26 protein-coding genes are annotated in these 26,347 nt (G+C 73.0%); 12 read left to right on the top strand and 14 right to left on the bottom strand.

The window, feature by feature from the left end; translation table 11 throughout:
• Positions 1 to 306: 306 nt before the first annotated feature.
• The 7 genes from AB0C76_RS00625 to AB0C76_RS00595 all read left to right on the top strand — a co-directional run bounded on the left by AB0C76_RS00625 (position 307) and on the right by AB0C76_RS00595 (position 5,835).
• A complete protein-coding gene (locus tag AB0C76_RS00625) occupies positions 307 to 846 on the top strand; it encodes a cysteine dioxygenase family protein (RefSeq protein WP_359957412.1) in 540 nt (179 codons plus the stop codon).
• Positions 840 to 1,226, top strand: a complete 387-nt coding sequence (locus tag AB0C76_RS00620; RefSeq protein WP_359957409.1) for a rhodanese-like domain-containing protein — start codon at positions 840 to 842, stop codon at positions 1,224 to 1,226. The genes AB0C76_RS00625 and AB0C76_RS00620 overlap by 7 nt, the downstream gene beginning before the upstream one ends.
• Positions 1,227 to 1,557: 331 nt before the next feature.
• On the top strand, positions 1,558 to 2,715 hold the full coding sequence (locus AB0C76_RS00615) for an ATP-binding cassette domain-containing protein (RefSeq protein ID WP_359957406.1): 1,158 nt from the start codon (positions 1,558 to 1,560) through the stop codon (positions 2,713 to 2,715).
• On the top strand, positions 2,705 to 3,373 hold the full coding sequence (locus tag AB0C76_RS00610) for an ABC transporter permease (protein ID WP_359957403.1): 669 nt from the start codon (positions 2,705 to 2,707) through the stop codon (positions 3,371 to 3,373). The genes AB0C76_RS00615 and AB0C76_RS00610 overlap by 11 nt, the downstream gene beginning before the upstream one ends.
• Positions 3,370 to 4,059, top strand: a complete 690-nt coding sequence (locus AB0C76_RS00605; protein WP_359957400.1) for an ABC transporter permease — start codon at positions 3,370 to 3,372, stop codon at positions 4,057 to 4,059. The genes AB0C76_RS00610 and AB0C76_RS00605 overlap by 4 nt, the downstream gene beginning before the upstream one ends.
• A 119-nt stretch (positions 4,060 to 4,178) precedes the next feature.
• Positions 4,179 to 5,123: an ABC transporter substrate-binding protein gene (locus AB0C76_RS00600; protein ID WP_359957398.1), complete on the top strand. Its 945-nt coding sequence runs from the start codon at positions 4,179 to 4,181 to the stop codon at positions 5,121 to 5,123.
• A gap of 436 nt (positions 5,124 to 5,559) precedes the next feature.
• Positions 5,560 to 5,835, top strand: a complete 276-nt coding sequence (locus tag AB0C76_RS00595) for a hypothetical protein (protein ID WP_359957395.1) — start codon at positions 5,560 to 5,562, stop codon at positions 5,833 to 5,835.
• 110 nt (positions 5,836 to 5,945) lie between these two features.
• Here the strand turns inward: AB0C76_RS00595 and AB0C76_RS00590 are convergent, their stop codons facing one another.
• Positions 5,946 to 7,316 carry a hypothetical protein gene (locus AB0C76_RS00590; RefSeq protein ID WP_359957392.1) on the bottom strand — a complete coding sequence of 457 codons (1,371 nt, stop codon included), beginning with the start codon at positions 7,314 to 7,316 and terminating at the stop codon, positions 5,946 to 5,948.
• Between the two features lie 460 nt (positions 7,317 to 7,776).
• On the opposite strand from AB0C76_RS00590, the gene AB0C76_RS00585 reads away from it, so the two are divergent.
• On the top strand, positions 7,777 to 9,522 hold the full coding sequence (locus AB0C76_RS00585; protein ID WP_359957389.1) for a glycosyl hydrolase family 18 protein: 1,746 nt from the start codon (positions 7,777 to 7,779) through the stop codon (positions 9,520 to 9,522).
• 116 nt (positions 9,523 to 9,638) lie between these two features.
• Here AB0C76_RS00585 and AB0C76_RS00580 read toward each other — a convergent pair whose 3' ends face one another.
• From AB0C76_RS00580 to AB0C76_RS00550, 7 genes are all read right to left on the bottom strand, one after another.
• Positions 9,639 to 10,997, bottom strand: coding sequence for a multidrug effflux MFS transporter (locus AB0C76_RS00580; protein ID WP_359957386.1), 1,359 nt, complete (start codon positions 10,995 to 10,997; stop codon positions 9,639 to 9,641).
• A 217-nt stretch (positions 10,998 to 11,214) separates the two neighbouring features.
• A complete protein-coding gene (locus tag AB0C76_RS00575) occupies positions 11,215 to 11,697 on the bottom strand; it encodes a hypothetical protein (protein ID WP_359957383.1) in 483 nt (160 codons plus the stop codon).
• Between the two features lie 341 nt (positions 11,698 to 12,038).
• Complete coding sequence (locus AB0C76_RS00570) at positions 12,039 to 12,917, bottom strand: alkaline phosphatase family protein (protein ID WP_359957381.1); 879 nt, start codon at positions 12,915 to 12,917, stop codon at positions 12,039 to 12,041.
• Positions 12,918 to 13,138: 221 nt separating this feature from the next.
• A complete protein-coding gene (locus AB0C76_RS00565) occupies positions 13,139 to 13,537 on the bottom strand; it encodes an ADP-ribosylation/crystallin J1 (RefSeq protein WP_359957378.1) in 399 nt (132 codons plus the stop codon).
• A gap of 103 nt (positions 13,538 to 13,640) precedes the next feature.
• Positions 13,641 to 14,828: an acyl-CoA dehydrogenase family protein gene (locus AB0C76_RS00560; protein ID WP_359957376.1), complete on the bottom strand. Its 1,188-nt coding sequence runs from the start codon at positions 14,826 to 14,828 to the stop codon at positions 13,641 to 13,643.
• Between the two features lie 209 nt (positions 14,829 to 15,037).
• Positions 15,038 to 15,346 carry an AzlD domain-containing protein gene (locus AB0C76_RS00555; protein ID WP_359957373.1) on the bottom strand — a complete coding sequence of 103 codons (309 nt, stop codon included), beginning with the start codon at positions 15,344 to 15,346 and terminating at the stop codon, positions 15,038 to 15,040.
• Entirely contained in the window at positions 15,346 to 16,101 is a 756-nt protein-coding gene (locus AB0C76_RS00550) for an AzlC family ABC transporter permease (RefSeq protein ID WP_359957370.1), read from the bottom strand. The genes AB0C76_RS00555 and AB0C76_RS00550 overlap by 1 nt, the downstream gene beginning before the upstream one ends.
• Positions 16,102 to 16,445: 344 nt before the next feature.
• Between AB0C76_RS00550 and AB0C76_RS00545 the strand changes: the two genes are divergently transcribed.
• Complete coding sequence (locus AB0C76_RS00545) at positions 16,446 to 16,928, top strand: XRE family transcriptional regulator (protein WP_359958070.1); 483 nt, start codon at positions 16,446 to 16,448, stop codon at positions 16,926 to 16,928.
• 54 nt (positions 16,929 to 16,982) lie between these two features.
• Here AB0C76_RS00545 and AB0C76_RS00540 read toward each other — a convergent pair whose 3' ends face one another.
• Positions 16,983 to 18,788: a cholesterol oxidase substrate-binding domain-containing protein gene (locus AB0C76_RS00540; protein ID WP_359958067.1), complete on the bottom strand. Its 1,806-nt coding sequence runs from the start codon at positions 18,786 to 18,788 to the stop codon at positions 16,983 to 16,985.
• 724 nt (positions 18,789 to 19,512) lie between these two features.
• The gene (locus tag AB0C76_RS00535) at positions 19,513 to 19,692 is read right to left on the bottom strand and encodes a hypothetical protein (RefSeq protein ID WP_359957367.1); all 180 of its coding nucleotides are present in this window, start codon (positions 19,690 to 19,692) and stop codon (positions 19,513 to 19,515) included.
• 89 nt (positions 19,693 to 19,781) lie between these two features.
• Between AB0C76_RS00535 and AB0C76_RS00530 the strand changes: the two genes are divergently transcribed.
• Positions 19,782 to 21,245, top strand: coding sequence for a class II fumarate hydratase (locus AB0C76_RS00530; RefSeq protein ID WP_359957365.1), 1,464 nt, complete (start codon positions 19,782 to 19,784; stop codon positions 21,243 to 21,245).
• A gap of 146 nt (positions 21,246 to 21,391) precedes the next feature.
• Here AB0C76_RS00530 and AB0C76_RS00525 read toward each other — a convergent pair whose 3' ends face one another.
• Positions 21,392 to 21,862, bottom strand: coding sequence for an SPW repeat protein (locus tag AB0C76_RS00525; RefSeq protein WP_359957362.1), 471 nt, complete (start codon positions 21,860 to 21,862; stop codon positions 21,392 to 21,394).
• 186 nt (positions 21,863 to 22,048) lie between these two features.
• Between AB0C76_RS00525 and AB0C76_RS00520 the strand changes: the two genes are divergently transcribed.
• Together AB0C76_RS00520 and AB0C76_RS00515 are read left to right on the top strand one after the other, a co-directional pair.
• Positions 22,049 to 22,648, top strand: coding sequence for a PadR family transcriptional regulator (locus tag AB0C76_RS00520; protein WP_359957359.1), 600 nt, complete (start codon positions 22,049 to 22,051; stop codon positions 22,646 to 22,648).
• 144 nt (positions 22,649 to 22,792) lie between these two features.
• The gene (locus AB0C76_RS00515) at positions 22,793 to 24,493 is read left to right on the top strand and encodes an acyl-CoA dehydrogenase family protein (protein ID WP_359957356.1); all 1,701 of its coding nucleotides are present in this window, start codon (positions 22,793 to 22,795) and stop codon (positions 24,491 to 24,493) included.
• 79 nt (positions 24,494 to 24,572) lie between these two features.
• Here the strand turns inward: AB0C76_RS00515 and AB0C76_RS00510 are convergent, their stop codons facing one another.
• From AB0C76_RS00510 to AB0C76_RS00500, 3 genes are all read right to left on the bottom strand, one after another.
• Entirely contained in the window at positions 24,573 to 25,448 is an 876-nt protein-coding gene (locus tag AB0C76_RS00510; RefSeq protein WP_359957353.1) for a M28 family metallopeptidase, read from the bottom strand.
• Between the two features lie 380 nt (positions 25,449 to 25,828).
• Positions 25,829 to 25,951, bottom strand: a complete 123-nt coding sequence (locus AB0C76_RS00505; RefSeq protein WP_359957350.1) for a hypothetical protein — start codon at positions 25,949 to 25,951, stop codon at positions 25,829 to 25,831.
• Positions 25,948 to 26,307, bottom strand: a complete 360-nt coding sequence (locus AB0C76_RS00500) for a hypothetical protein (RefSeq protein WP_359957347.1) — start codon at positions 26,305 to 26,307, stop codon at positions 25,948 to 25,950. Before AB0C76_RS00500 ends, AB0C76_RS00505 begins: the two co-directional genes overlap by 4 nt.
• Between the last annotated feature and the right edge of the window lie 40 nt (positions 26,308 to 26,347).

The following is a 26,347-nucleotide window of genomic DNA, read 5'->3' as shown; positions in this document are numbered from 1 at the left end:
CCCGCCACGCGGGTCGGGAAGGATCCGGAGCATGGATTCCGGCACCGCCCTGGTCTGCCGCCTGCACGTCGATCTGCGACGCCAGGCGAGCTCCATGTGTGCCTGTTGACCTTGCCCCTCCGCGCCGGTTCCGCCCTGTGACGTCTGCCAGGGCCCGCGCCGCGCACCCGCATCCGCAGTTCTGAAGCCCGCCTCCGCCCGGTGCACCCCTCGCGCTGCCGTGCCGCTCCATCGGCACCGGTCCACCGCGGCTCCCGGACGGCGGGCGTACCCTCCCGACGTTCCCGCCGCACCCGAGGACGCCCCATGAGCCTGGACCTCGCCCCCGACCATCCACCCACCGTTGCCCGCACCGATGCCGTCACCACCAACGGCGTCGGGGAAACCCGCGCGCCGTTCACGCCGAACACCCTGCGCGCGATCGTCCGCGAGCTGGCCGAACGGCCCGACCAGTGGATCCACCACGTCCGCCTGTCGACGGACGATCGCTGGTACCGGCGCCTGGTGGCCGACGACGACCACGAGGTGTGGCTGATCAGCTGGCTGCCCGGCCAGTCCACCGGCTTCCACGACCACGGCGGCTCGCGCGGCGCCTTCACCGTCGCCCTCGGCGAACTGGAGGAGCTCTCGCTCGGCGGCCCGGACCAGGGCCTGCTGATCCGCCGCGTCCCGGCGGGAACGGCCCGCGCCTTCGGCCCCGAGTACGTGCACGACGTGCGCAACACGGCGTCCGGCCCGGCCGTCACCCTGCACGCCTACTCGCCCCCGCTGAGCTCGATGGCGCACTACGACCTGCGGGCCGGCGGGCTCGTCCGCACCTCTGAGGAAGGACCGGAACAGTGGTGACCACGATCGACGACCTGGTGGAGCGGGCCCGCGAGGGCGTGTACCGCCCGCGCGCCCGCGAGGCGTACCAGGCGCAGCTGGACGGCGCACTGCTGGTGGACATCCGTCCCGCGGCGCAGCGGGCGGCGGAGGGGGAGATCCCCGGGGCACTGATCATCGAACGCAACGTGCTGGAGTGGCGGCTGGACCCGACGGGCGGTCACCGGATCCCGCAGGCGTCGGGGTACGACGTCGAGTGGATCGTGGTGTGCTCGGAGGGGTACGCGTCGAGCCTGGCCGCGGCGTCGCTGCGCGAGCTGGGGCTGCACCGGGCGACCGACCTGGACGGCGGGTTCGTCGGTTGGGCGGCGGCCGGACTTCCGATCCGTCAGGGCGGTTGAACAGCCCGGTGGCTGACGGCCACGTGGCTGAACAGCCGCGCGGCCGGCCGGTTTGACGCCCCGCCGGAGCCCTGCCGGAGCGGCCCCGCTCCGCGTGCCAGGTGGTAAATCAGGGACAGGAGATGATGCAGGTCATAGTCTGATCAGAGTTTCCGCCGGTCCGAAGCTGGGCAGCCACGCGGGCGGAAGAACGCCCGGGCAGGAGATCCGACAGGCACCACCGCGGTCCGCACCGCCATCGTTTGTCGACAAACCGCCATCAACCGAAGAACCGACGACAGACCGACCAACGGCGCCGCCACCGAGGGGCGCCCGGACGAGGAAACTCCCCGTGATCAGATTCGACGGCGCCGGCAAGCGCCACCCCGACGGCACCACCGCCGTCGAGGGCCTCGACCTGGACGTGCCGACCGGACGGATAACCGTCCTGGTCGGACCGTCCGGGTGCGGCAAGACCACCCTCCTGCGCATGGTCAACCGGATGGTCGAGCCCACCTCGGGCCGGGTGCTGCTGGACGGCGCGGACGTCGCCGGGCTGGAACCCGCCAAACTGCGCCGCGGCATCGGCTACGTGATCCAGCAGGCCGGGCTCTTCCCGCACCGCAAGGTGATCGACAACGTCGCCACCGTGCCCTACCTCCTCGGCTGGGACCGCAAGAGGGCCCGCGCCCGGGCCGCCGAACTGCTCGACCTGGTCGGGCTCGCGCCCGAAACCGCCAAGCGCTACCCGTTCCAGCTCTCCGGCGGCCAGCAGCAGCGCGTCGGCGTGGCCCGCGCCCTGGCCGCCGACCCGCCTGTGCTGCTGATGGACGAGCCGTTCAGCGCCGTCGACCCGGTGGTGCGCGCCGGGCTCCAGGAGGAACTGCTGCGCCTCCAGTCCGAACTGCACAAGACGGTGCTGTTCGTCACCCACGACATCGAGGAGGCCGTCCGGCTCGGCGACCAGGTCGTCGTGCTGCGCGGCCAGGGCCGGATCGCCCAGCTGGCCGACCCGCACACCCTGCTCACGACGCCCGCCGACGACGACGTGGCCGCCTTCCTCGGCCGCGACCGCGGCCTGCGCGGCCTCGGCCTGCGCCCCGCGAGCACCGTCTCCACCCGCCCACTGGCCGGCGGACTGCGCTTCGGCGACTGGGAGCTGGCACTGGACGACGAGCGCCGCCCGATCGGCTGGATCGACCGCGCCGCCCCCACCGCCGAACTGCGCCCGGCCCCCGGCTACCGGTCGGACACCGACACGCTGCGCACCGCGCTCGACGCCGCCGTCCTCTCCCCCGCCGGGGTCGCTGTGGCCCTCGACTCCGACGGCCGGGCCACCGGCACGGCGGACCGCGAGGCCGTCCTCCGTGCCCTGACGGCTCCGGGCGGCACGACCGCCGCCGTCCCGGGCGACGCCGGGGCACTCGCGAAGGACGGGACGAAGGACAGGGCGAAGGACGACGCGAAGAGCGCGGCGGACGGCGAGGACGGAGCCACCGGTGGACGATGAACCGATCGTCCGCTGGTACTGGATCGGCGACCACCTCGGCTACCTCGGCAACCTGCTGGCCGACCACGCCGTGATCGCCCTGGTCCCGGTACTCATCGGCCTGCTGGTCGCCGTCCCGCTGGGCCTGGCCTGCGCCCGCTACCCGCGCGCGTACCAGCCGCTCGCCGCCGTCTTCAACGTCGTCTACGCGCTGCCCGCCGTAGCCGTCTTCATGCTGCTCATCCCGTACACCGGCCTCGCCACCCAGGCCACCGTCATGATCCCGCTCACCTTCTACGCGCTCGCCGTGCTCCTGCCCACCACCGTGGACGGGCTGCGCGCCGTGCCGGACGCCGTCCGGCAGGCCGCCACCGCCATGGGCTACGGGCCGTGGCACCGGCTGACCGCCGTCGAACTGCCCGCCGCCGTGCCGTACCTGATCGCCGGCCTGCGGGTCGCCGCGGTGTCCAGCATCTCGCTGGCGAGCGTCGGCGCGCTGGTCGGGCGTGGCGGGCTCGGCTACCTGTTCATGGACGGGTTCCAGCGCACCTTCCCGACCCCGATCGTGGCCGGCATAGCGCTGATCGCGGCACTCGCGCTGACCGTCGACCTGGTGCTGGTGGGGGCGCGGCGGCTGCTCGCGCCCTGGGCCGTCCGCGAGAAGGGAGCAGTCCGGTGAACTGGCTCTCCTGGCTGAGCGACTTCTTCTCCGACCCGAATCACCGCAGCGGTCCGGACTCGATCGCGCACCGGATCGCCGAACACCTGGCGTTCTCCGGCGAGGCGCTGCTGTTCGCCGCGCTCATCGCCGTCCCGCTCGGGCTGCTGATCGGCTACACCGGACGCGGCGTCACCGCCGTCACGGCGCTGGCCGGGTTCGCCCGCGCGCTGCCCACCCTGGGGCTGGTCACCCTCGCGGTGCTGCTCGCCGGGGTCGGCGACACGGCGGTGCTCGTCCCGCTGGTCGCGCTCGCGGCCCCGCCGCTGCTGGTCGCGGCCGTCGAGGGCGTGCGCGGCACCGACCCGGACGTGCGCGACGCGGCGCGCGGCATCGGGCTGACCCACCCGCAGGTGCTGTGGCATGTGTGCCTGCCCTCCGCGGCGCCGACACTGCTGGCGGGCTTCCGCACGGCGGCCGTCCAGGTCATCGCGACCGCGACGGTGGCCGCGTACGTCGGGCTCGGCGGGCTCGGCCGGTACGTGTTCGACGGGCTGGCCACCCGCAAGTACGCGGTGACGGCGGGCGGCGCGGTGCTCGTGGTGCTGCTCGCGGTCGCCGCCCAGCTGCTCTTCGTCCTGCTCGCCCGGTACGCGCTGCCGCGCGGGGTGCGCGCCCAGCGCCGGGCCGCCGACCGGACCCGCTGACTTCGGCCCGCTGGCTCGGGCCCGTTGACTCGGGCTCGCTGCCTTGGGCCTGTTGACGCGGCTCCACGGCCGGTCCCCTAAACCTCTGTCCCCATCGTCTCGGAAGGACATCTGTCAGCATGTCGACAATTCGCAGAACCAGGCGCGCCGCCGTCCTCGGCACCCTCGCCGCCCTCGCCCTCGGCGCCACCGCCTGCGGCTCCTCCGGCGGCAACCCGCTCGACGGCGGCTCGCCCTCGGCGGCGGCCGGCGGCGCGAGCGGCGGCGCCGGCGACGGCGGGACCGTCGTGGTCGGCTCCGCGAACTTCCCCGAGAACGTGCTGCTCGGCTCGATCTACTCGCAGGCGCTCAAGGCCAAGGGAGTCAAGGTCGAGGAGAAGTTCAACATCGGCAGCAGGGAGGTGCTCTACGGGCAGCTGCAGAGCGGCGCCCTCACCGTCCTGCCCGAGTACAACGGCGCCCTGCTCGCCTACCTGGACGCCAAGTCCACCGCCACCGCCAAGGACGACGTCAACGCGGCACTGGCCAAGACCCTGCCGGCCTCGCTCGGGATCCTGGACTCCTCACCCGCCGAGGACAAGGACTCCCTCAGCGTCACTCAGGAGACCGCAGACAAGTTCGGGCTCAAGACCGTCGCCGACCTGGCCGCCAAGGCGGGCGAGCTCACGATCGGCGGGCCGCCGGAGTTCAAGTCCCGCCGCGAGCAGCAGTTCAAGGACGTCTACGGGCTGACCTTCAAGGAGTGGAAGCCCACCGGCGACACGACGGCAAACGCACTCAAGGACGGCGCCGTCCAGGTCGGCAACGTGTTCACCACCGACCCGAAGATCGTCCAGTTCAAGCTCGTCCCGCTGGCCGACCCGAAGGGCGCCTTCGGCGCGCAGAACGTCACGCCGCTGGTCAACAAGGCCGCCGTGGGGCCGACGGCGACGGCCGCGCTCAACGCGGTGTCGGCCAAGCTCGACACGAGCGGGTTGACGGCGCTGATGAAGCGCGTGTCGGTCGACAAGGAGGATCCGTCCGCGGTGGCCAAGGACTGGCTGAAGGCCAACGGGCTGGGCTGACGGGTTTCGGATGACCGCCGACAGATAACAGCTGACAGATTTCAACATCTGTCAGCTGTTATCTGTTCGCCGCTCACCGTTGCCCCGCCTGGGGGCCTTCCCTCCCGCGCCGCGAACATGACAGTGTGACGCCATGCGCACTCGTCTCCTCGCCGCCACCCTCACGGCTTTCGCCGCGGTGAGCCTCGCCGCATGTTCCAGCTCCAGCTCGAATTCTGCCTCGGGCTCAGGAGCGGGCACCGGCGCCTCCACGTCCGCAGCGGCCTCCCCCACCTCGGCCGCCGCCGCGACACCCGCCCCCGGAGCCACCCCGACCGCGGACGCCTCGACGGGCTCCGCCGCCGGGGACGCGTCCGGCGGATCGGGCGCGACTGCCGGTTCCGGCACGACGGGCGGGTCGGCGCCGGCCAAGCCCGCGCCGCCCACCGACGCCGGAATGCCCGCCAAACCGGGCACCGACGTCACCGCCAAGCTGGTCGCCGCGCTGGACGCGATCGACCCGGCGATCGTCGGCGGCAAGCCCGACCAGGCCGTCGACCGGGCCCGAAGCCAGTGCCAGTCGATGTACCAGTTCCCCAAGGACAAGGCGAAGCTGGTCGAACTGGCCGACCAGCGCTTCACCGCACCCGACCACCCGCAGGGTTTCGGACCGGACAAGGCCGCGAAGATCAACGAGGCCCTGCGCGCGACCCTCTGCCCGCCGCCGGCCTGACCCGGCGCGGTGCCCCCGCGCGCCCGGTGTCCTGAGCGCCGGGCCGCCGCGGCCGCGCGTCGTCAGCAGACGCGCGGCCGCGGCACCTCGGACGCCCGCACCCGACAGCCTTACCGGAAGCGGGAGCTGGGCACCGGACCGCTCGTGCGGCAGCGGTCGCGCGGGCCGTCCAGCCAGCGCTCGCGTACCGCGCGGGCGAAGGCCGCCAGTGCCTCGTCCGGGTCGGACGGGGTCTCGCCGTCGCCGGCGTCCGGGGCCGGGTCGGCGGCCAGGATCTCGGCCGTCAGCTCCTCGTCCGGGCGCTCGTCCGGCTCGTTGCCGAGCATCCGCCACGGCGGGGCGACGGTCTGGCCCAGCAGGCCGCTCACGTCCGCGGTGACCGGCGGCGTGTCGGTCCAGCAGGTCGCGTGCTCGTACAGCACCTCGCCCGCGGAGCGTGTGCGCAGCGCCGTCAGCGTCTCCGGGCCGATGCCCTCGACGTCGCTCAGGTCGTAGGCCACGACCACGGTGTCCCCGGTGCCCGGCTGGTACGGGCGGGCGGGCAGGCCGAGCAGTGCGGCGGCGGCGAGACCGAGGGCGCGGTCGGCCCGGCCCGGCAGCAGCGAGACCGATTGCGGGCGCACGCCGGCGGCGTCCAGGATCAGGCGAAGCCGCTCCAGCCCGTGCCGGCACAGGCCGTAGGAGTCCTGGAGGAAGGCGTAGCGGCCGGTCATGCCCGCCGTGAACCCGTACGGGGAGAGAGTGGCGAGAAGGCCGCCGGTGAGGGCGAAGTGCCAGCCGCGCAGGTCCTGACGGCTCATCGGGTCCGTGGTGGGCGCGGCGGCCTCGACGGCATCGGCGCGGCCGAGGGCTCGGCGCACGCGGTCCGCGGCGGGGCGCCACTGGTCGTCGGGGGCGCAGAGCCGGTCGAGGGTGGTGCGGGCGGTGGTCCGGTCGCCGGCCATCAGGGCGTTGTAGGCGAGGAGGTAGCGCTCGGGCCAGTCTCGCAGAACGGGCTCGTGGGCTTGCAGGGCGGCGGCGGCCTCGGCGTGGCGTTCCTCGTCCTCCAGCGCGGAGACGAGTTCGGCGAGGATCGGCAGGCGGTTGTCGGGGCGCGGCTTGCTGCGACCGAAGAGGCCCCGCTTGGTCTTCTCGCCCGCGCGGACCTCGGCGGTGGCGATGCGCAGGGCCTCGGCGAGGGCGGGTGCGGCGAGGAAGGCGGCGCCGCGTTCGACGCAGGCGTAGCCGTACTTGTAGAGGGCGACGGCGTCGGGGGTTCCGACCCCAGTGGCGCTGCCGGCGGTTGCCCCGCTCGCGGTGGTGACGCGGGCGGCCGCCTCGGCCAGGTCGTCGAAGCCGCTGCCGGCGGCCAGCCGCTGGACCAGCGGGGCGACCTGGGCGGCGGGCAGGTCCTCGGCGAGGGTGCGCAGTTCGCGCAGGACGGCCTGCGGGTCGCCGGCTTCCAGGTGGCGCCAGGCTTCGTCCAGCGAGGGGGTCGTCACAGGGGTGTGCCTCCGGGGTGGGTGTGGTGCCGTGTCGGGCGTCCTGTCGGACTGGGGTCCGATCCTTCCGGACGGGGTTCGGTGTCCACAATCCAATATCCGGCCCGGGGTTCCGGCCGGCCGCCTTCGGCGGCTCCCGGTGCGGCCGGGGCCGTGCGGTGACGAACCGCGAGGCGCCTTGACAGAGAAGTGGTCTAGTCCAACCATAAGCATGTCGATCCGGCCGGGATGCACTGTGGGGGTGTGACCACCGGCGGCTGAGGCACCGCCCTGCCCTGTTCCGCTCCACCCCCGAACCCGCCCGGCGTGCGCGCGTCCGCACCACCCGCACCGCCGTTCGCCGCCGCGCGAGTCCGTGGACACCGCCTGCCCCGAGCACTCCGCCCCGCTCCCCGCCGCGCGACCCGCACGTCCCTGCGCCGCCCCAACGTCCTGCCCCACCATGCCTGTTGGAGAATCGATGCGTCTACGCAGAACCATCCAGGCGGCCCTGACGGCCTGTGCCACGCTGGCCGCCTCGGCCGGCCTCGTCGCCGCCGGGACGGGATCCGCCCAGGCCGCGACCCCGCTGCCCAGCCGGGTCTTCGCCCCCTACTTCGAGTCCTGGACCGGCCAGAGCCCCGCCACGCTGGCCGCCCAGTCCGGCGCCAAGTACCTGACGATGGCCTTCCTCCAGGCCTCCGCGAAGGGCTCGTGCACCCCGTACTGGAACGGCGACACCTCGAAGCCCGTCTCCTCCTCGACCTTCGGCGCCGACATCGCCACCATCCGCGCCAACGGCGGGGACGTGATCCCGTCCTTCGGCGGCTACACGGCCGACCACAACGGCACCGAGATCGCCGACAGTTGCACCGACGTCAACCAGATCGCGGCCGCCTACGAGAGCCTCGTCACGACGTACGACATCAGCCGGATCGACCTCGACATCGAGGACAACTCGCTCACCGACTCGGCGGGCATCGACCGCCGCAACAAGGCGATCAAGCTGGTGCAGGACTGGGCCGCGGCCAACGGCCGGTCCGTCCAGTTCTCGTACACGCTGCCGACCACCACGAGCGGACTGGCCGACAACGGGCTCTCCGTGCTGCGGAACGCGATCGGCAACAACGCGCGGATCGACGTCGTCAACATGATGACCTTCGACTACTACGACGGCGCCACTCACGACATGGCCGCCGACACCCAGACCTCCGCGCAGGGCCTGTACAACCAGCTGGCCACGCTCTACCCGGGCAAGTCCCCGGCGCAGCTGTGGGGTTCGATCGGGATCACCGAGATGGTCGGCATCGACGACTACGGCGCGGCCGAGACCTTCACCGTGGCCAACGCGACCACCGTGTACAACTGGGCGGTGTCGAAGGGCATCAACACACTGTCCTTCTGGGCGCTCCAGCGCGACAACGGAACTTGCCCGGGCACGGCCGGGAACGACTCCTGCTCCGGGATCACCCAGAACACCTGGGACTTCACGCACGTCTTCGCGCCGTTCACGAGCGGCACGCCGGCGACGAACGACTTCTCGGTGGCCGCCAACCCGAACTCCGGCACGGTGGCCGCTGGTTCTTCCACGTCTGCCTCGATCGCGACGGCCGTGACGTCGGGCGCGGCGCAGAGCGTCAGCCTCTCGGTGAGCGGCGCCCCGGCGGGCGTCACCGCCACCGTCACCCCCGGCAGCGTCACGGCCGGCAACGGCGCCACGCTCAACGTCACCACGACGGCGGCGGCCGCCGCCGGGACGTACCCGCTGACGGTGAAGGCGAGCGCTCCTTCCGGCACGCACACCGCCACCTACACGCTGACCGTCACCGGCACCACGCCGCCTCCCGGCGGCCTGGCCAACGGCGGCCTGGAGAGCGGCGCCCTCGCCCCGTGGACCTGCCAGAGCGGGGGCGCCGTGGTGAGCACGCCGGTCCATTCCGGCTCGTACGCGCTGCAGGCAGCGCCGACCGAGGGTCAGACCGGCGAGTGCGCCCAGACCGTCACCCTGAAGCCCAACACCGGCTACACGCTGAGCGGCTGGGTGCAGGGCAACTACGCCTACCTCGGCGTCAGCGGCGGGGCGAACGCCAGCACCTGGACCAACTCCGCCGGCTGGACCAAGCTGAGCGTCCCGTTCACCACTGGCGCCACCGGCGCCGTGACGGTCTACCTGCACGGGTGGTACGGGCAGGGGACCGTGTACGGCGACGACTTCGCGATCGGCTGACGGGGGCCGGCTGACGGGTGACCGGTAACAGCCGACAGATGACAGCTGACAGATTTCAACATCTGTCAGCTGTCATCTGTTCGTCGTCCGCCACCCCGGTCAGACGTCCGCCGCCCTCAGCCCGCCGGGCTCCCCGGGTGTCCCGTGGCCTCGGCCCGCGCCTGCCACGGCCGGCACAGTGCCACGTACGCCGCGCTCGACAGCACCACGCTCGACAGCACGACCACCGCCAGCAGCACCGCCGACGGCCGCCCGCCCAGGCTGCTCAGCGGCGCGACCAGCGCCCCGCACAGGAAGTTGCCGGTCCCCAGCAGCGCCGAAGCCGTCCCCGCCGCCTGCGGCTCGACCAGGCTGAGCGCCTGCGCCGCCGAGTTCGGCAGGATCATTCCCATGCTGCCCATCATCACGAACAGCGCCGGGCAGACCCCGAACAACCCGAAGTCCCACACCGTCGTCACCAGCACCAGCGCCACACCCGCGACCACCGCCACACCCAGCCCGGCCAGCATCAGCGCGCCCGCCGTGAAGCGCCGCGCCAGCACCCGCCCGTTGATCTGCGTCATCCCGACGATGGCCACCGAGTTCAGCCCGAACAGCAGGCTGTAGGTCTGCGGCGACACGTGGTAGACGTGCTGCAGCACCGTCGACGACCCGCTGATGTACCCGAACAACGCCCCGAAGCCGAACGTGCCCGTGAGCATCAGCCCGAGGAACGGCAGGTCGCGCAGCAGCCCGCCCATCGTCCGCAGGGTGGAGCCGAACCCGCCGCCGTGCCGCGCCTGGGCGGGCAGCGTCTCGCGCAGCGCGCCGAACGCCACCAGCGCGAGCAGCAGCCCGAGCGCCGTCAGCGCTCCGAAGGTGCCGCGCCACGACGTCACCCGGAGCAGCTGCGCCCCGATGATCGGCGCGAGGATCGGCGCCAGTCCCGATATCAGGGTGATCGAGGCCAGGAACCGGAGCATCGCCACGCCCTGGAAGCGGTCCCGGGCGACGGCCCGTCCGATGACCAGACCGGCGGCCCCGGCCGCACCCTGGACGAACCGGGCGGCGATCAGCAGCGGCAGATCGGGCGCGATCACGCACACCGTGCTGGCCAGGGTGTAGACGACGAGCCCGGCGAGCAGCGGCGGGCGGCGTCCGAAGCGGTCGCTGAGCGGCCCGAACAGCAGCTGTCCGGCCGCCACCCCGAACATCGAGAACGTGAGGGTGAGCTGCACCGCGGCCGGATCGGCGGCGAGGTCGTCGGCGATCGCGGGCAGGCCCGGCAGGTAGAGGTCGGTGGTCAGCGGGCCGAGCGCGACCAGGCCGCCGAGCACGGCGACGGTACCCCGGTCGGGCCCTGCCAGGACCGCCGGAGCGGCCGGAGCCGCCGGTGCCCCGGCTGGGGGCGACGACAGGTCGGCGGTGGGGCCGGAGGTGGGGCCGGGCGTCTCGTCGGACGGGTCGGCACTCGGGCCGGGGCCGGGGCCGGGCATGGGGCTCCCTCGCTGGACGGGGCGGGACGGGTTTGTCCACGCTCCGTCCTATCGCAGCCCGGCCCCGCTCCGACAGCGGGGGCACCGGACCGTTCACCCGTCCGCCCAGGGGCCCGTGCGCCCGGCAGGCCCGTGAACGACCCGGGGGACGACCCCGAGGGGACGACCCCGGGAGACCGTCCACTGAAGGACCCGCTGAACGGCCCGGGGCCGTGCCTCAGTGCTTCTCCGGGCGCTCCGCCCTCATGGCCGCCTGGACGGCGGCCCCGTCCTGCCAGGCGTAGAGCTGGTTGCCGGAGAGCATCACGTTGTAGTGCCCGCAGGTGCCGGTGGCCTTGCCCGCGACGCCCTCGGGGAACCAGCCCGCCTTGAGCGACGCCGGCACCGGGTGCACCCCCTTGCCGGCCAGCCCGGTGGTGCAGCCTGCGGGCAGCCGCCCCTCGGGGAGGGTGGCGCGCAGCAGGCGGTCGTCGCCGGTGGTCGACATCAGGTAGCGGACGGCGGAGGCGTTGTCGGGCAGCCAGCCGGGCATCGAGTGGCGGTCGGCCTTGGCCTCGCTGCCGGTGGCGTACGAGACCTGCTCCTGGTGGCGGCCGTCGTACCACTCGGACACGCGTGGGCCGATGACGACGGCGGCCACGGCGACTGCCATGCCCGTTCCGGCGACTCCGAGCGCGACCTTGCTGACGATGCCCTTCATGTCCGCCTGCCCTCTCCCTGTCCGGCTTCCGAGTCCGCTGTCGGTGCGGGTGTCGAGTGTTCCGCTTCGGCCCGTGGAGTTCCCCCGGCCGGTGCATCCATCCTGGCCCGCGCCGGACGGCCGGGGCGTCACCACGAGGTCGTGATCACGCCTCCATCCCACGGGGTAGCCTCTCCACCTTCAGACGTACGCGTCGCCACGCGCGGTTTCGGGTGGCGGGCGCCGCACCGGCGGTGTGCCCCGGAGCGGTGCCGGGGTCCCGATAGAGCGTCACTCACGTCCGGCCCGTGCGCAGCCCGGTGTGCTGCACCCGGGGGCACCGGCCCCGTACCGTACACCCGTCAGACGGCGGCGGGCACCGGCCGGGAGACGGGGAACGGGCGGCCGTCGAGGGTCCAGTGCGGGTCGATCGGGCGCAGCAGGGAGGCGTACACCTGGGCGGCGACGTCGGGGTGGCGGATCTCCCCGGTGGGCGGGCCGGCGGGGATGCCGTGGCCGGCGCAGGCGACCCAGGCGGTGCGCTCCTCGGTGGTGCGGCCGCCGTGGCCGCCGGCGTCGACGTGGCCGTGGTCGGTGACGACGATGACGGTCCACTGTTCGTCGGCGTGGGTGGCGCGGCCGCGGACGGCGTCGAGGAGGCGGCCGAGGCGCTCGTCGGCGTTGCGCATGGCGGCGCGGTACTCGTCGCCGCAGCCGAGGAAGTGGGCGGTCTCGTCGACGGCGCCGAGGTAGACGAAGGAGGCTTCGGGGTCGGCGGTGGCGAGGACGTGGACGGCCTCGCGGGTGACCTCCTCGTCGACGGTCTCCCAGGCTTCGGGGGTGTCCTCGGCGGGGGCCACGTAGGAGAGACGGCCGGGGGCGCGGAAGAGGGGGCCGCCGGACTCGTTGATCATCAGCGGGTCCCAGCCGGCGGCGACGAAGGTGCGGCGGCGGTCGCCGCGGTTGAGGCGGGTGGCGAAGTCGGGGAAGACGTCGAGGCGGTTGCCGGCGAGGTGGTTGCCCCAGACGCCGTGCTTGGCGGGCTCGACGCCGGTGACGATGGTGGCCCAGCAGGGCCCGGACATGGTGGGGGTGGTGTCCGCGACGGTCACGGGCACGAGGAACCCGGCGTCGGCGATCTCCGTGAGCCGCGGCATCGGCACGTGCTCTAGGTAGTCGTACCGGACGCCGTCGATGCCGACGACGAGCACGCGGGGGCGGGGCCACGGGGCAGCGGTCATGGGGGGTCCTTTCGGTCGTGCGCACCCGGCGCGCGCCCGCCGAGGGCGCCGCCGACCGCGCCATGGTTCACCGCCCGCCGTACCGGCTGGTGTCCGGTCACCGAACAGGTGGTGTCCGTGGGGTGTCGGGCGGTTGTCCTGGCACCCCGCCGGTCGGCGGGGGTCGTGGGGTGGTGGTCGGGGGGCGGTGGTCGACGGCGGGTGGCGGCGAGCGGCGCGCGTCAGGCCTGCGGCCGGAACTCGTGGACGACCTCGATCCGGCCGACGATGTGCCGGTTGAACTCGGCCAACTCATCAGCGGGCACCCAGAGTTCGAGGATGGTCCGGCCACCCGCCCGCTGGACGGGGTAGCGGGCGAGGAAGTCCGTCTCGACCTCGAAGCGGGTGACGTAGCCGACGCCGGAGGCCGGGACGTTCCAGTCGCGGGCGATCCGGACCGCGTAGTCCTCGTTCAGGACGGGGTAGAAGATCGGCTGCTCGGGCAGGCGGGGCGGCCAGGCGCGCCAGCCGGAGGCCTCGACCAGGGCCAGTTCCTCGGGCCCGGTCGGGCGCCAGAGGGTCGTGGTGGCGATCGGGGCGCTCTGCGTGGTCGGGGCGCTCTGGGTGGGCTGGCCGTTCATGGCAGGGGACGGTAGCCGAGCCCGCGGTGGCCCGGCCACCGCGTTTCCCCCGCGCGGGCCCGGCCACCGCGCTTCCCCCCGCCCGCCACCGGCTCACCGGACGTCAGCGGTAGGCGGACTCCCCGGTGATGGCCTCGCCGAGCACGAGGGTGTGGATCTCGCTGGTGCCCTCGTAGGTGAGCACCGACTCCAGGTTGTTGGCGTGCCGCAGCACCGGGTACTCGGTGGTGATGCCGTTGGCGCCGAGGACCGTCCGCGCGCTGCGCGCGATCTCCAGCGCGGTGCGGACGTTGTTGAGCTTCCCGAAGCTGATGTGCGGCGGACGGGCGGCGCCCTCGTCCTTGAGCCGGCCGATCCGCAGAGCGACCAGGTAGGACTTCTCCACCTCCAGCATCATCTCGACCAGCTTCTGCTGGGTCAGCTGGAAGCCGGCGATCGGGCGCTCGAACTGGATGCGGGTCTTCGCGTAGTCCAGGGCCGCGGTGTAGCAGTCGCGGGCGGCGCCGACGGTGCCCCAGAGGATGCCGTAGCGGGCCTCGTTGAGGGAGGACAGCGGGCCGCGCAAGCCGACGACCCCGGGCAGCACGGCGTCGGCCGGCAGCACGATGTCGTCGAAGGCCAGCTCGCTGGTGACGGAGGCCCGCAGGGACAGCTTTCCGTGCACATCGGTGGCGGTCAGGCCGCGGGCGCCGCGCTCCACGAGGAAGCCGCGCACGCCCTCCTCGGTCTGCGCCCACACGACGGCGACGTCCGCGATGCTCCCGTTGGTGATCCACATCTTGCTGCCGGACAGCACCCAGTCACCGCCCTCGCCGCCCTTGCGCACCGCCCGGGTGCGCATGTTGGCCGGGTCGGAGCCGAAGTCCGGCTCGGTGAGGGCGAAGCAGCCGATCAGCTCGCCCGCCGCCATGCCGGGCAGCCAGCGCTGCTTCTGCTCCTCCGAGCCGAAGGCGTGGATCGCGCGCATGGCGAGCGATCCCTGAACGGAGACGAAGCTGCGCAGCCCGGAGTCGGCGGCCTCCAGTTCCATGCACGCGACGCCGTAGGCGACCGCGCTCGAACCCGTGCAGCCGTACCCGTCGAGGTGCATGCCGAGCACACCGAGGGCGCCGAGTTCGGGGGCGAGTTCGCGGGCCGGGAACACCCCTCGCTCGAACCAGTCGCCGATGTGCGGGCGGATCCGCTCGTCGGCGAACTTCCGGACGGTGTCGCGGATGAGCCGCTCCTCGTCGGTGAGGAGATCGCCGACGGCGAGCAGGTCGGCCGGGTCGATCCGGGTCGGCTTCGTCATCGAAGCTCCTTGGGGTCTCGGTGGTCTCGGCGGGATGACGGATACCGGGGAGTATTCCGCACCCGGCGGGGCGGCGGGCCGGCGCGAGCGAGTGAGGAAAGCGACATGCCCGGTGACGGGTGGGGGCGAACGACGAACAGATGACAGATTTCGAAATCTGTCATCTGTTCGCTGTTATCTGTTCGCCGTCACTTGTCGCCCGTCGCCGGTCAGCCCACCCCGCACAGCCGCAGCACCGCAGTCGTCGCCGCTCCCGCCACGACGACGGCCGGAAACGGCGCACGACGCAGGGCGAGGACACCCGCGACCAGGACACCCGCCGGCCGGGCCCACCCGGCGAAGCCGTGGCCCTGAGTGAGCGCACCCGTGGCGACCAGGGCAACCAGCAGGACGGACGCGGCCACGGCCAGCAAGTGCCGGAGCCGCTCGGACAGTTCGATCCGGTGCCCGAGCAGCGGCCCGGCAAGACGGTAGGCGTACGTGCCGGCGGCCAGCAGCAGCACGGCATACAGAGGCATCAACGGACTTCCTCCTTGACGGCGTTGGGCCGGCTCTCCGCGGCGACCACCACACCCCCGGCCCCTGCCGCCCGAGGCTCCCCCGTCACCAAGGGCTTACCCGCGAAAAGCAGCCCGACGAGCGACAGCAGCACCGGCAGCCCGGCCGGCAGACAGGGCGTCGCCGCCACCGCGACCACCGCACCCACCACCGCGGCCGCGCGCGTCCGACGGTCGTCGAGCGATGGCAGCACGAGGGCGAGCAGCACCGCCGGGAAGGCGGCGTCGAGGCCGAGCGCGTCCGTGTCGCCGATCAGCCCGCCCGCGGCCGCGCCGAGCACGACGGACACGTTCCACACCACGAAGAGCGCGACCCCGCACAACCAGAACGCGGCCCGCCGGCGCCGCCCGTCCGACTGCCGCAGAACGAACGCGGCGCTCTCGTCCGTGATGAGCTGGGCACCGAACAGCCTTCGCCACCAAGGGCCTTCGAGCACGTCGGCGACGGTGAAGCCGAACGGCAGCAGGCGGGCGTTGAGCACCAGCCCGGTGGCGACGGCCGCGAGCGCACCGCCGCCGGACAGCACCACGCCCACGGCGGCGAACTGGGACCCGCCCGCGAAGACGAGGAGGGACATGACGACCGGCACCCACAGCGGCAGGCCGCCGGAGACGCTGATCGCACCGAAGGAGGCGCCGACGAGGGCGTCGGCCAGGCAGACCAGAGCGATGTCACGGACAGTGGCAGACTCTAGTGTTCGGAAGAGCGAACGCATGTCCATTAGAGTGAACCCGAAGCCTGTCGTTCGTCAAGGCGAACCTTTGGACCGCCAAACCGAACGCCGGGCGCTGGAGCCGGGAGCCGGGGAGTCAGGAGCCGGGAAGCCGGGAAGCCGGGAAGCCGGGCATGGGAGCATGGCGCGGCCGGCAAGGCACACGGGACCGCAGGAGGCACGAGGAAGCGTGAGTGGACAGCATGAGTGACCCGACCCCCAACCCCGCCCCTCCCGCCGGATCCGGGACGGCCTCCGGCGCGGGCTCCCCCCTGGGCTCCGGCACGGAGCTGATCGGCCTGATCGCCGCGTCGATCCGGCGCGAGCGCGAGCGCAGCGGCCTGTCGATGGCCGAACTGGCCCGGCGGGCGGGCATCGCCAAGTCCACGCTCTCGCAGCTGGAATCGGGGGCGGGCAACCCGAGCGTGGAGACGCTGTGGGCGCTCGGCGTGGCGCTGAACGTCCCGTTCAGCAGGCTCGTCGATCCGCCGCGCCCGGCGGTGCGGGTGATCCGGGCGGGTGAGGGCCCCGTCACGCACTCGGAACGGGCCGACTACGCGGCCACCGTGCTGTCGTCCTGTCCGCCGAACGCCCGGCGCGACATCTACCGCATCGAGGCGCAGCCGGGCGAGACCCGGGCCTCCGACCCGCACATGCCCGGCACGGTCGAGCACCTGATGCTGGGGGCGGGGCGGGCGCTGGCCGGGCCGACGGAGGCCCCGGTGGAGCTGGGCCCGGGCGACTACGTGAGCTACCCGGGTGACGCCCCGCACGTGTTCCGCGCGCTCGCCCCGGACACCCTGGCCGTGATCGTCATGGAACACATCTGACGCTGCCGATGGATCGTCAATGCGGTTCGTCGACACCCGACCGTTCGGAGTCGGCTACGTCAACAGGCGGTCCAGGAAGGGGTTTCCGAACACCCGGTGGGGGTCGTGCCGGTTCAGGACGGCCACCGCCTCGTCCCAGCCCGGCCCGCCGCCGTCGCGCAGGGTCGCGGGGATGACCCGGCCGAGCAGGTCGGGGTCGGACCAGGCCGCGTCGGCGGTGTAGGCCCAGCCCTTGGACCACTCCACGCGCAGGCCGGCCCGGGTGCCGTCGAAGGTGCGCAGCAGCCACTGCTCGAGTTCGCGGGCGAAGCCTTCGAGGCCCGGGGTGCCGGGGAAGGCGAGGACGTCGAGCCAGACGGCGGTGTCCCACTCGGGGCGGTCCGGGCGCGGGCGCAGCGCGGAGAGCAGGGGCGGCCGGGCGCCGGGGACGCCCGCGTAGGCGGGATCGTCCAGGCCGGTGACGCGGATCTCAACCGCGCCGTTCACCGGGAACTCGCCGCGCGCCTGGTGGTCGGCGAGCGACTTCCGGTACTGGGCGGCGAATTCGCTGACGACCCACTGCAGGTCGGCGCGCTTGCAGAGGATCGCGTAGCCGTTGGCGGCGACCCTCAGGGTGGTGGGGCGCACGTACTGGAGGAGGGCGCGGGAGGGGCCCCAGAGGTCGGAGCGCAGTCCGCCGGCGAGGAGGTGGGTGAGGATGTCTCCGGTGAGCAGGTCGCGCAGCAGTCCGCCCGAGAGGAGGACGTCCGTGAGGTCGCCGGTGAGTCCCACCTTGGCGACGAGGTACTGGAGTTGGCCGAAGATCGGGGCCGACGCCCAGGCGCCGGAGACGATCTGGCCGGCGAGCCGGGCGACGGGTTCCGGAACGTTGTCCGAGAACGGGTAGTTGTAGGGCTGGTCGACGGCGCGGGCGGCGAGCGGTTTGGCCGGGGCCACGCTCCAGGTCTTGAGCCAGGGGTACTCGGTGTAGGCGAACCAGATGGCCTCGGCGCGCCCGTCGCGGTCGACGAAGTCGGCGAAGGTGCGCGGTGGGCCGCCACCGAGCAGGCCGCCGAGGAGTCCGCCGCCGGTGTCGCCGGGACGGGCGAAGAGTTCGCTCGCCGGGATGTCGAGGCGGCTGACGCAGCGCAGCGGCCGGTCGGCGCCGGCCCGCAGGACGACCTCGGTGAGGAACGCCCGGCCGAGGTGGACCAGGAAGGCGGCGCTGTCGGCCTCGGAGCGGTCGAACGTGCGCAGGGCGTAGCGGCCGGTGGCCGGGTCGAGGACGACGGCGGTGAGCCGGGTGACCTGGTTGCTGACCGATCCGTAGCCGTGCCCGTCCTGGCGGGTCTCCCCGGCGGCCGGGACGGCGGTGCCGTGGCCGCCGATGGCGAGGACGCCGCCGACGGTGAGCTCGCCGGGCGCCGGGCAGGCGGTGAAGCCGAGGCCCCGGCCGGCCAGGTGGGCGAGCAGGTCCTCCATGGTGGCACCGGTCTGGACGCGGACGGTGGTCGGCGAGTCGGCGGTGATCGCATTGAGGTGGCGGCCGGTGTCAACCAGGAGCACGCGGGCGCTGTCGGGGGTCCCGTCGGCGACGGTGAGCGGCGCCCAGGTGTGGCGGTGGCCGGTGGCGCGCAGGCGCCAGCCGTTGGCGTGCGCCCAGTCGGCGAGGGCGGGGACCTCCTCCGGGGTGCGGGGCGCGCACGTCCACAGCTGGTCGGTGCGGATCTCGCCGGACCAGTTCTGGAAGACCCGCTGGTACAGCTCGGTGCCGGCGGGCAGCCCGGGCGGGACGGGCGCGGCGGCCTCGGCATTGTCCGGGCCGACGGTGCCGCGCAGCAGCCAGGCCCCCGCCCCGAGCGCCGCGGACGCGCCGAGCATCCGGCGCCTGGTCAGGCCGCCGCCGTGCGCCCGGGGTCCGTCGGCGGGGCCCGGATCCGCCGTCCGCACCGCTTCGCCGTCCCGGCCGCCGTCGGCTCCGCGCCACCGTCCTGTGGTCAACCGTCCCGCCCCCTGAGATTCGTCGCCCGGGTGTCCGTCGTCGGTCCCGGGTCTGGGCAGGAGCGTACGAAGCGGCGGACGGCCGTTTGAAGCGTTCCAGCCGATCATTCACCCGTACGAGTGATCATGTTCCATGCCAATGCGCGGCCGGGGTCCGTCAGCGCGGCGAGGGCGGCCTCCGCGTGCCGCCGCCACCGCCCGGCCGCCGATCGGGAAGGCGGACCCCGTCCTCTCATCGGCCGCCGTCCGCCTACCTGTCCGCCTGTCCGCCTGTCCGCCTGTCCGCCTGTCCCTGCTGAAGCCTCTTGTCGGCCCATCGGACGACCGCATGCGTTGATCTTTTCCGCCTCGCGCCCGGGAGCACCACCAGATGCGCCTGCACGCCGAAGAGCTGAACCGTTTCACCCCCGGGGACGGACCTGTTGTCCTGGAGCTGGACGGGGTCAGGCTCGGCCTCGCGATCTGCGCGGACGCCGCCGACCCCACGCACGCCGAGGAGACGGCGGCCCTCGGCATCGACGCCTACGCCGCGTCCGCCCTCCACGGCCCCTCGCCCGAATCCGCCGCCCGCCGCGACGGGGCACCTCGGGGGCCGGGCCGCCGCTCACGGCGTCTGGGGCGTCCTCTCCACCAGCGCCGGGGCCAGCGGCGAGTGCCCGGCCACCTCGGGCGGCTCGGGCTTCTGGGCGCCGGGCGGCGCGCCGGTCGCGCGGGCCGGCACCGCGCCCGGCGAACTGGTCCGCGCCGAAGTGCCGTAACCCCCCGGGGTGAACGCGCGGGTCACCGGAAATACCGGGGGCCCGCGCGCGGCTGTCAAGATCGGAGACCGGGACGGGAACGCCGTTCGGGACCGTTCAGGAGGTGCAGCACGCGATGGGTGATCAGCAGGGCCACGGACAGCGGGCCGACCAGAACCACCGGGGTCGCCAGGCCGGCCAGGTCCACGGGGCCGGGCAGGAGTACCGCGTCGAGCACGACTCGATGGGCGAGGTCCGCGTGCCCGCGGCCGCCAAGTGGCAGGCGCAGACGCAGCGGGCGGTGGAGAACTTCCCGGTGTCCGGGCAGCGTCTGGAGCGCGCGCACATCGCCGCGCTGGCCCGGATCAAGGCCGCGGCGGCACGGGTGAACGCCCGGCTCGGCGTGCTGGACGAGCAGACGGCGGCGGCCATCGCGGCGGCGGCCGAGGAGGTCGCGGAGGGCCGCTGGGACGGCGAGTTCCCGGTGGACGTCTTCCAGACCGGCTCGGGCACCTCGTCCAACATGAACGCGAACGAGGTCATCGCGACCCTCGCCGCCGAGCGGCTGGGCCGGCCGGTGCACCCGAACGACCACGTCAACGCCAGTCAATCGTCCAACGACGTGTTCCCGTCCTCGATCCACATCGCCGCCACCGCCGCGGTCACGCACGACCTGATCCCCGCGCTGGAGCACCTGGCCGAGGCGCTGGAGCGCAAGGCCGCCGAGTTCGCGCAGGTGGTCAAGTCGGGCCGCACGCACCTGATGGACGCCACGCCCGTCACGCTGGGCCAGGAGTTCGGCGGCTACGCCGCCCAGGTGCGGCACGGTCGCGAGCGGCTGCTGGCCACGCTCCCCCGGGTCGCCGAACTCCCGCTCGGCGGCACGGCGGTGGGCACCGGCATCAACACCCCGCCCGGCTTCCCGGCGGCCGTGATCGAGGAGGTGGCCCGCGCCACCGACCTGCCGCTGACCGAGGCCCGCGACCACTTCGAGGCGCAGGGCGCGCGCGACGCCCTGGTCGAGCTGAGCGGTCAGCTGCGCACCGTCGCGGTCGGGTTCACCAAGATCGCGAACGACCTGCGGTGGATGGGCTCGGGCCCGCGCACCGGCCTCGGCGAGATCAACCTGCCGGACCTCCAGCCCGGTTCGTCGATCATGCCGGGCAAGGTGAACCCGGTGCTGCCCGAGGTGGTGCTGATGGTCGCGGCGCAGGTGGTGGGCAACGACGCGACCGTCACACTGGCCGGCGCGAGCGGCAACTTCGAGCTGAACGTCATGCTCCCCGTCATCGCCCGCAACGTGCTGGAGTCGGTGCGGCTGCTCGCCAACAGCGCCCGGCTGCTGGCCGACCGCACGGTGGACGGCATCACCGCCAACGCCGATCGGGCCCGGGAGTACGCCGAGTCGTCGCCGTCGGTGGTCACCCCGCTGAACCGGTACATCGGGTACGAGGAGGCGGCGAAGGTCGCCAAGCAGGCCCTGGCGGAGCGAAAGACCATCCGTCAGGTGGTGCTGGAGCGCGGGTACGTGGAGGAGGGGAAGCTCACCAACGAGCAGTTGGACGAGGCGCTGGACGTACTGCGGATGACGCGTCCGTAGCGGAGGCCGTCACGGACGGACGCGGCGACGGACGCGGCGACGGCTCGGCGCCAGGCTCGACGGCGGGCCCGTGCGACGGCCGTGCGCCGGGGCGCGGAGGGCGGCGGGCCGCCGTTCCGTGCCCCGGACGCGGGCTGCGGGGAAGGTCAGCCCTTGGCGCGGCCGGCCCGGCCGAGTCGCATCGCTGCTCCGTTCGACGTGATCGTGGCCATCGAGATCGCCGCGAGGCCGAGCAGGAACATCACGGCGCCGGCGATGATGCAGGTGATGATGTTCTTGCCGTGCGCGACCGATCCGGAGACGGCCCAGGGGGAGATGATCGTCCAGATGCCGAGCGCCGCGGCCGCCCAGGCCCGCGCGTGGGTGCGCTCGTAGGCCGACCCGTAGCCCGCCATCAGCAGGGTGTAGGCCAGACCCACGATCAGGCAGGTCACGGTGAGGGTGCTGAAGGCGGTGAAGCCGACGATCCAGGGCGATGCGGCCAGGAACAGGCCCGCCAGCACGGCCAGGGCCTCGACGCCCTGGGCGCGCGGGGTCGAGGTGACCCGCTCGTAGTGCTCGCGCAGTTCGACGATGTCCGGATGGTGCTCCATGCCCATCGGGGTGTGGGTTGACACCGATACCACCTCCTGTGGTTCGGATTGTGGAAGGCGCTTGCCCCGTACCCATTCTGGCGCTTCTCGAACGTTTTGCACCTAATAGTCCGAAAAGGTCGATAACCATCCGGTCACGGCGGTGACCTGCGTCTCACCGCTTCGGCGCGCCATTGCCTATGCAACTCGTTGCATAGCAGGATGCGGGGCATGGCACTGGAGCACGCGATCCTCGTCTCACTGCTGGAGCAGCCCGGCTCCGGCTACGAGCTGGCCCGGCGCTTCGACCGCTCGATCGGCCGCTTCTGGACCGCCACCCACCAGCAGATCTACCGGGTGCTGCGGCGCATGGAGGCGGACGGCTGGATCGCCGCCGAGGAGGTCGCCCAGGACGGCCGGCCGGACAAGAAGGTCTACTCGGCGGCTGGACCCGGCCGGGCCGCGCTCGCGGACTGGCTGCGCGAACCGGTCGAGCCGGAGACCGTCCGGCACGAGCTCGCGGTGAAGATCCGCGCCGCCGCCTTCGACGACCCGGCCGCGCTGATCTCCGAGGTCGAGCGCCACCGCGACGGCCACGCCGCCCTGCTCGCCCGCTACCTGCACGGCGAACAGCGCGACTTCCCCGACCTCACCTCGCTCGACACCGCCCAGGAACTCCAGCACGTGGTGCTGCGCGGCGGCATCGAGTACGAGCGGATGACCCTCGCCTGGCTGGACGACGTGCTCACCACCCTGCACCGCCTCGTCGCCGACGGCACCAGTCCTGACGATGCGCCAGGCGACGCGGGGCGGGCGGCGGCGAACAGATGACGGCCGACAGATGACAGAAAACAGATGACAGAGTTTGAAATCTGTCATCTGTCACCTGTCAGCCGTCGGTCGTCGCCCCGCCCTCCCACACCGCCCTCGCTCCACCCACAGCCACTCCACACCCTCGACCCCCGGGAGCCCGTGATGCTCTTCAACCCGCGTACCTACGACCCCGCGCAGTTCGACGAGCCGACCCGCCGGCTGCTGCGCGCGACCGTCGACTGGTTCGAGACGCGCGGCAAGAAGGCGCTGATCGACACCTACATCGACCGCACCTGGTACGGCGACTTCCTCGAATTCGCCGCCAAGGAGGGCCTGTTCGCGGAGTTCCTGACCCCGTCCGCCGCCGACCCGGACAAGCGCTGGGACACCTCCCGGATCGCCGAGCTGAACGAGATCCTCGGCTTCTACGGCCTCGGCTACTGGTACACCTGGCAGGTCACCATCCTCGGCCTCGGCCCGGTGTGGCAGAGCGAGAACGAGGCTGTCCGCGCCCGTGCCGCCCGCCTCCTGGCGGAGGGCCACGTCATGGCCTTCGGCCTCTCCGAGCGCACCCACGGCGCCGACATCTACTCCACCGACATGATCCTCACCCCGGACGGCGAGGGCGGCTTCACCGCGACCGGCCCGAAGTACTACATCGGCAACGGCAACGTCGCCGGCCTGGTCTCGGTGTTCGGCCGCCGCTCGGACGTCGAGGGCCCCGAGGGCTACGTCTTCTTCGCCGCCGACAGCCGCCACGAGGCGTACCACCTGGTCAAGAACGTCGTGAACAGCCAGATGTACGTCAGCGAGTTCCGGCTGGAGGACTACCCGGTGCGCGCCGAGGACGTGCTGCACACCGGGCAGGCCGCGTTCGACGCCGCGCTGAACACCGTCAACGTCGGCAAGTTCAACCTCTGCACGGCGTCGGTCGGCATCTGCGAGCACGCCATGTACGAGGCGGTGACGCACGCCCACAACCGCGTCCTGTACGGCCGCAAGGTCACCGACTTCCCGCACGTGCGCCGCGAGTTGACCGACGCGTACGCCCGCCTCGTGGCGATGAAGCTGTTCAGCGCGCGGGCCGTGGACTACTTCCGCACCGCCTCCCCCGAGGACCGCCGCTACCTGCTCTTCAACCCGATGACCAAGATGAAGGTCACCACCGAGGGCGAGAAGGTCATCGACCTCATGTGGGACGTCATCGCGGCCAAGGGCTTCGAGGCGGACACCTACTTCGACAAGGCCGCCAAGGACATCCGCGGCCTGCCGAAGCTGGAGGGCACCGTCCACGTCAACCTGGCGCTGATCCTCAAGTTCATGGCCAACTACCTTTTCGCCCCGGCCGATTACGCGCCCGTGCCGACCCGTCGGGACGCCGCCGACGACGTCTTCCTGTTCCGTCAGGGCCCCGCCCGCGGCCTCGGCGCGATCCGCTTCCACGACTGGCGCACCGCCTACGACCGGCACGCACACCTGCCGAACGTCGCACGCTTCCGCGAGCAGGCCGACGGCTTCTGCGAGCTGCTGCTCACGCACGCGCCGAGCAAGGAGCAGCAGGCGGACCTCGACTTCCTGCTGGAGATCGGCCAGCTGTTCGCACTGATCGTCTACGGCCAGCTGGTGCTGGAGCAGGCCGAGTTGACCGGTCTGGAGGCGGACGTGCTGGACCAGATCTTCGACGCGCTGGTCCGCGACTTCTCCGCGCACGCGACCGAGCTGCACGGCAAGGCCTCCGCCACGGAGGAGCAGGCCGCCTGGGCGCTCGCGAACGTGCGCCGGCCGGTGGCCGACGCCGAGCGGGCCGCGAAGGTGTGGGCGCGCGTCGAGGCGCTGTCGGGCGCGTACGAGATGCAGCCGTAGTCCTGCGGGCGGCTACGCAGGACCCGGGGGTGCCGGTCGGCGGACCGGCACCCCCGGGTGCCCTCGCGGGTCGGCGGGGTCAACGCCCGTCGGCCGAAAGGGTCCAGATCGCGTGGGCGATGGCGTCGGTCATCCGCCCCAGCGCGGTGTCGTCGATGTTGGCGCTGGTGTCGCACGCGGCGTGGTAGCAGGCGTCGAACGCCTGGCCCGCGGTGCCGCCCCACTTGGCGGCCTGGTCGGCCGTCTTGATGTAGTCGGCGCCGCTGAACAGCCCCCCGACGCGGATGCCCGCGTCCTGGAAGGGCGCGTGGTCGGAACGGCCGTCACCCTCGAAGTCCTGCTCGGTGGCGATGCCGCGGGCGGCGAACCAGTCGTGGAACAGGGCGTCCAGGGCCGGGTCCTGGCGGTAGGTGAAGTAGCCGGGGTTCGGTGAACCGATCATGTCGAAGTTCAGGTAGGTGTCGATCGCAGAACGGTCGTTGGCGGCAAGGCCGTCGACGTAGCTCCGGGAGCCGACCATGCCGTTCTCCTCGGCACCCCACCATGCGAACCGGAGGTGCTTGGTGGGCTTGAGCCCGGCCCGTGAGACGGCCAGGGCGGTCTCCAGGATGCCCGCCGTGCCGGAGCCGTCGTCATTGACGCCGGGCCCGGCCTGGACCGAGTCGAGGTGGGCTCCGGCCATCACGACGTGCGCGGAGTCGCCGGACGGCCAGTCGGCGATCAGGTTGGCGCCGCCCGCACCCCCGTCGTCGAACTGCTGGACGGTGGTGGTGAATCCGGCCGCGTCCAGCTGAGCCTTCACGTAGTCGAGGGAGGCCTGGTAACCGGACGTGCCGTGGGCACGGTTGCCGCCGTTGGCGTCGGCTATGGACTGCAGCTGCGCGAGGTGGGCCTTGACGTTGGCCACGGGTATGGCGGGGGCGTCCTGAAGCGCCTTGAGACTGGCGGGTTTCACCCAGACGGCAGGGGCGGCAGGTGCGGCTGCGGTGGCCGGGGCGGCAGGTGCGTAAAGGGCGGCGGCGAACAGGCCGGCCAGCGCGGTAGGCAGAACCGTACGGCGAAGGGCCGAGCGGCGAAGGGCTGCGCGGCGACGGACAGCGCGGAGGCCGCGCGGGGTGTGCTCGGTCACGGGAGGCTCCAGGTTCCGGTGGGGCAGAACGGAAGGCGCAACCTCGCCGACGCGCACCGGAGTTGGGGGCTCCGGACGGAACACCTGACGCTGGGACGGGACGGATCACGGCCGCGAGATTGACGCGTTCATGAGGATCGGGCCGGGCCCCGGGTCCGTCAAGGGGTGGCGCAGCAGTCGGCCGTCGTCGTCCGACATGGTCGGCATCAGTACAGGTGGGGCCTGGTCGCGCCCCGCATGTCCCGGCGGGCGAGGCAGCGGACGCGGACGCGTTCGCCGTCCGGGCCGAGGATGACGGCGGCGGAGGCCGTCGTACTGGAGACGATCACCGGGGTTCGCCTCCTTTCGGGGCTCGGACGGGGTGCGGGACGGCGAGGACCGCGTGGAAGTACTCCATCCCGGCGGTGCCGGCGGTGAGAACGGTCCGTGCGCCGATCGGGAGGGTGAGCGCGGCGCCCTCGACGAGGGGGACACCGCCGTCGGGGGCGGCGGCCCCCTCGGGTCCGCCGGCCAGGCCGGGGCCGGCGGTGACGTAGAGCATGTGCTCGACGGTGTCGGCGCGCACCTCGGCGCTGTGGCCCGGGTCGAGCCACTGCGGGCCGACACCGCGGAGGGGGCCGGCGAGCAGGCGGCCGGGGTCGACGGCGCCGCGTCGGAGCAGGTCGGTGAGGACGGTAGCCGGCATCTCGGGCTCCTTCGCGTCGCGGCGGGCACCGGCGGCCCGC

The sequence above is a fragment of the Kitasatospora sp. NPDC048722 genome (assembly GCF_040650235.1).
In the GTDB taxonomy this organism is placed as follows: Bacteria; Actinomycetota; Actinomycetes; order Streptomycetales; family Streptomycetaceae; genus Kitasatospora.
Note: the sequence above shows the minus strand (reverse complement) of the source record. Positions and strands in the feature narration are given on the sequence as shown.